4 protein-coding genes and 1 pseudogene are annotated in these 4,495 nt (G+C 74.1%); 2 read left to right on the forward strand and 3 right to left on the reverse strand.

What is annotated here, in order from left to right; genetic code table 11:
- Positions 1–435: TetR family transcriptional regulator C-terminal domain-containing protein (locus ABWI04_RS41675; protein WP_353835858.1), on the forward strand; the 435-nt coding region annotated here is incomplete at its 5' end.
- Between the two features lie 47 nt (positions 436–482).
- Positions 483–1,622: an acyl-CoA dehydrogenase family protein gene (locus tag ABWI04_RS41680; RefSeq protein ID WP_353835860.1), complete on the forward strand. Its 1,140-nt coding sequence runs from the start codon at positions 483–485 to the stop codon at positions 1,620–1,622.
- A gap of 66 nt (positions 1,623–1,688) precedes the next feature.
- On the opposite strand, the gene ABWI04_RS41685 is transcribed toward ABWI04_RS41680, so the two are convergent.
- The 3 genes and pseudogenes from ABWI04_RS41685 to ABWI04_RS41695 all read right to left on the reverse strand — a co-directional run.
- The gene (locus ABWI04_RS41685) at positions 1,689–2,546 is read right to left on the reverse strand and encodes an esterase/lipase family protein (RefSeq protein WP_345182326.1); all 858 of its coding nucleotides are present in this window, start codon (positions 2,544–2,546) and stop codon (positions 1,689–1,691) included.
- A 208-nt stretch (positions 2,547–2,754) separates the two neighbouring features.
- Complete coding sequence (locus tag ABWI04_RS41690; protein ID WP_353835861.1) at positions 2,755–3,900, reverse strand: CaiB/BaiF CoA transferase family protein; 1,146 nt, start codon at positions 3,898–3,900, stop codon at positions 2,755–2,757.
- 74 nt (positions 3,901–3,974) lie between these two features.
- A pseudogene (locus tag ABWI04_RS41695) lies at positions 3,975–4,495 on the reverse strand (hypothetical protein); the annotation flags it as partial.

A 4,495-nucleotide genomic window follows, 5' to 3' on the forward strand; every position in this document is an offset into this window, starting at 1 on the left:
CCCGGCCCCGCCGCGCCGCCGGCCGAGCACGCGGCGGCCGTGGAGGCGCTGTTCGCCGAGCTGCTGCCGCTGGACGCCGACCGGCGCGAGGAGGCCGAGGTGTGGCTGGCCTTCACGGTCGGCGCCCGCACCCGGCCCGAGCTTCGCCCGCTGGCCCGGGAGATGCACGACGACCTGCGCTCGATCGCGACGCGGGTCCTGCGGGCGGCCCGCCGCACCGGCGCCCTGCGCCCCGACCTGGACGTCGAGGTCGAGGCCGCGCGGGTGCACGCGCTGGTGGACGGGCTGACCTCGCACGCCGTCCTGCGGCCCGACGCCGCCGGCCCGGCGGAGCTGCGGGCGGTGCTGCGCCGGCACGTCAGCGAGCTGACCGGCGTCCCGGCGGGAGACCTGCCCGCGCCGCCCGGCCCGGAGGACCTGCGCGCCGGCGGGTGACGCGCCGCCTGCTAGATTCCGAACCTCGTTCTACACGAGGAGGCGCGTTGGACCCCTGGCAGACCCCGGAGCGCGCGGCGCTGCGCGCCCTGGTCCGCGACTTCACCGCGCGGGAGATCGTCCCGTTCCTCGCCGGCTGGGAGGACGCGGGCGAGCTGCCCCGCTCCCTGCACGCCCGCGCCGCCGAGGCGGGACTGCTCGGGGCGGGGTTCCCGGAGGAGGCCGGCGGGTCCGGCGGGGAGCTGTTCGACGCGCTGATCGTCGCCGAGGAGATCATCCAGTCCGGCGGGTCGGGCGGCGTGGTCGCCTCCCTGTTCACGCACGGGATCGCGCTCCCCCACATCATCGCCTCCGGGGACGAGGCGCTGATCGAGAGGTTCGCGCGGCCGGCGCTCGCCGGGGAGCTGATCGGCGCGCTCGGCGTCACCGAGCCGGGCACCGGGTCGGACGTCGCAAGCATCCGCACCACCGCCGTCCGCGACGGCGGGCACTACGTCGTCAACGGCGCCAAGATGTTCATCACCTCGGGCGTGCGGGCCGACTTCGTCACCACGGCGGTGCGCACGGGCGGGCCCGGCTTCGACGGCATCTCCCTGCTGGTCGTGGAGAAGGGGACCCCGGGGTTCACCGTGTCGAAGCCGCTGCGCAAGATGGGCTGGCTCTGCTCGGACACCGCGGAGCTGTCGTTCGACGGCGTCCGCGTCCCGGCGGAGAACCTGGTCGGCGCGGAGAACAGCGGGTTCCTGCAGATCGTCGAGAACTTCGTGACCGAGCGGCTCTCCCTCGCCGTCCAGGCCTACGCGACGGCGCAGCGCTGCCTGGACCTCACCCTCGCCTGGGTGCGGGACCGGGAGACGTTCGGGCGCCCCCTGGCCTCCCGGCAGCTCGTCCGGCACAAGATCGCCGAGATGGCGCGGCGGACCGACGTCGCCCGCACCTACACCCGCGCCGTCGCCGAACGGCACGCCGCCGGTGAGGACGTCCTCACCGAGACCGCCTACGCCAAGAACACCGCCGTCCTGGCCTGCGAGCACGTCGTGCACGAGGCCGTCCAACTGCACGGCGGGACGGGCTACATGCGCGAGTCGGAGGTGGAGCGCCACTACCGCGACGCCCGCATCCTCGGCATCGGCGGCGGCACCAACGAGATCATGAACGAGATCGCCGCGAAGCGCCTCGGGCTGTGACGCCGGAGGCGGCGCGGCGGCGCCCGGCGGTGAGAGGGGAGCCCGCCGGACGCCGCCGTCTCCGGGTCAGCCGAGGGGGTTCGCGCAGTCGATGGGCCAGTACGGGCCCCAGACGTCGAGCGAGTTCAGCACGAATCTGATCATCACCGGGTCGAAGGCGATGCCGACGTGCGCGTTGGTGTCGTTCGGGCACTTGTCCTGCAGCAGGACGTTCTGCGCGTTGGAGCCGTTGAGGAACTCCGAGGTGTAGGGCGTGACGACCTCGTCGTACTTGGTGGACAGCACGATGTAGGTCGGGCCGGGCACGGTGTCGCCGCCCTCGTTCAGCTTCTTGAGGAAGTCGGAGCCGACGATCTGCTGGCCCGCGGCCGGCGCCGCCTTCACGACCGCCTGCGTGATGCCGAGCAGGCTGCCCAGCTCCACCAGACCGGACATGTTGGTGCCGTGGTTGGACGGCACGACGCCGACCAGCTTGTTCACCTTCGCGGCGCCGCCGAGGAACTTCATGTAGTACCGCGGCATCATGCCGCCCTGCGAGTGCCCGACGATGTCGACCTTGGAGGCCCCGGTGGCGGCCGTGACCCTGTCGACGAACGCCGCCAGCTCACCGGCCGACGTGGGGATGTCGCCGATCCCCTGGACGGGGCCGTCCTTCGGGCCGCCGTAGTTGAGGGCGTAGACGCAGTACCCGGCCTTCTTGAGCGCCGGAGAGAGCTTCTGCCAGTTGAAGGCCATGTTCTCGAACGTGCCGTGCACGAGCACCACGGGGCGCGGGTGGAGGAACGAGGGCTTGCAGTTCCAGTCGTTCGCCCCTTGCGGGCTCGTCTCGGCGTGCGCGGCGGGCGCGACCGTCCCGGCCAGGCCGAGGGCGGCGGGGACCGCCGCGGCGATGACCGCCCACGAGCGGAGTCGTGTGAAACGCATGGGCATCTCCCTAATGCGGGCACGACGAACCAGGCCGGCGTCCGGCCTTTCCTGTCGCCGTGTTGATCGGGGGTGGGGTGCCCACAAGGTACGACCGCGTTCCGGCGCAGTCTTGTGGAATGACCACCGGTTACCGCGAGGGAATTGTCAGCCGATTCACAAGCGATCCGCCGCGGCCGTGTCCGGACGGGCGCGGCCGCGGGCCCGGTCAGGCCTGGGCGACGGCGCCCTCCTTGAGGAGGGTCTCGGCGTCGTCGAAGCCCAGGTCGTCCAGGACGGCCCTGGTCTGGCCGCCGGGGAGGACGGGGACGCCGTCGGTCTCGGCCGGGGTCCGGGAGAAGCGGGGGGCCGGGGCCGGCTGGCGGTGGCCGGCGAGCTCGGGGAAGACCTCGCGGGAGGTGTTGAAGGGGTGCTCGGCGGCCTCGGCCAGCGACAGGACGGGGGCCACGCAGGCGTCGCTCGGGACGAAGACCTCCGTCCACTCGTCGCGGGTCCTCGTGCGGAAGGCGGCGGCGAAGCGCTCGCGCATGGCGGGCCATCGGTCGCGGTCGTACTGGGCGGGAAGGTCCTCCCCTTCGACGCCGAGCCGGCGGAGGAACTCGGCGTAGAACTGCGGCTCGATGGCGCCGACGGCCATGTGGCGGCCGTCGGAGGTCTCGTAGACGTCGTACCAGGGGGCGCCGGTGTCGAGCATGTTGACGCCGCGGCGGTCCTCCCAGATGCCGCCCGCGAGGAAGCCCTGGATGAAGGTGGACAGGTGGGCGGTGCCGTCCACGATGGCGGCGTCGACGACCTGGCCGCGCCCGGTCGTCCGCGTCTCGAGCAGGGCCGCGAGGACGCCGGTGACGAGGTACATGCTGCCGCCCGCGAAGTCGCCGAGCAGGTTCATCGGGACCTGGGGCGGCCCGCCCGCGCGGCCGATGGCGTGCAGGGCGCCGGTGATCGCGATGTAGCCGACGTCGTGGCCGGCGGTGTGCGCCAGCGGCCCCTCCTGCCCCCAGCCGGTCATCCGCCCGTACACCAGGCGCGGGTTGCGGGCCAGGCAGTCGTCCGGGCCGATGCCGAGGCGCTCGGTGACGCCGGGGCGGAACCCTTCGAGCAGGACGTCGGACTTCTCCACCAGGCGGAGGACGACGTCCTTGCCGCGCTCGCTCTTGAGGTCGACGGCGATCGACCGCTTGCCGCGGTTGGTGAAGTCGGTGCCGCCGGCGGCCTGCCCGTCCCGGACGGCGGAGGCGCGGTCGACGCGGATCACGTCGGCGCCGAGGTCGGCCAGCAGCATCGCCGCGAACGGCCCCGGCCCGATCCCGGCCAGCTCGATCACCCGTACTCCGGAGAGCGGCCCGTTGCCCATCTGCGACTCCCTGAATCTCGTTCGGTCCCCCCAGTGTGCCCGATCGAGGTAAGCGGGTGCTGACCCGACCCGCCCTATCGGGCGGTGAGGGTCACGGCAGTGCCGGGGGTCCCCCTGCCGACGAGGAGGCGGTCGCGCGTCGCGGCGCCCCGGACCCCCTCGGCGTGCGGGACGAGACCGCGTCCCGCCGCGGCCACGTAGTACCAGCGGCCCGACGCCGCGCGCCACCACGTCCCGCTGACCGGACGCTGGACGTCGCAGGCGCCCGTGGCCCGGTTCTCCGCCCCGAGCAGGGTCGCGAAGGAGGCGGCGCCGCCGTCGGCGTACGCCACCCGGGTGCAGGTCCAGTCGGCGCTCTCCCCGCCGTGCGGCAGCGTCCCCGACCAGAAGTGGGACGCCGTGGCCGCGGAGAGGGGCCGCGAGGACGCGGGGACCGCGCAGGCCAGCCTCTTCCAGAAGGCCCGGGCGGTGCGGCCGAGCACGGCCGGGCGGTCGGGGCCGCCCGGGCGGCGGTCCGGCGGGCGGTAGCCGAGGACGGCGGCGCGCGGGCCGCCGAGGTCGCCGACCGTGCGCGCGCCGAGGTGGAAGAGCGGTC

It is taken from the genome of Actinomadura sp. NPDC000929, from assembly GCF_040492065.1.
GTDB classification, from domain to species: domain Bacteria; phylum Actinomycetota; class Actinomycetes; order Streptosporangiales; family Streptosporangiaceae; genus Spirillospora; species Spirillospora verrucosospora.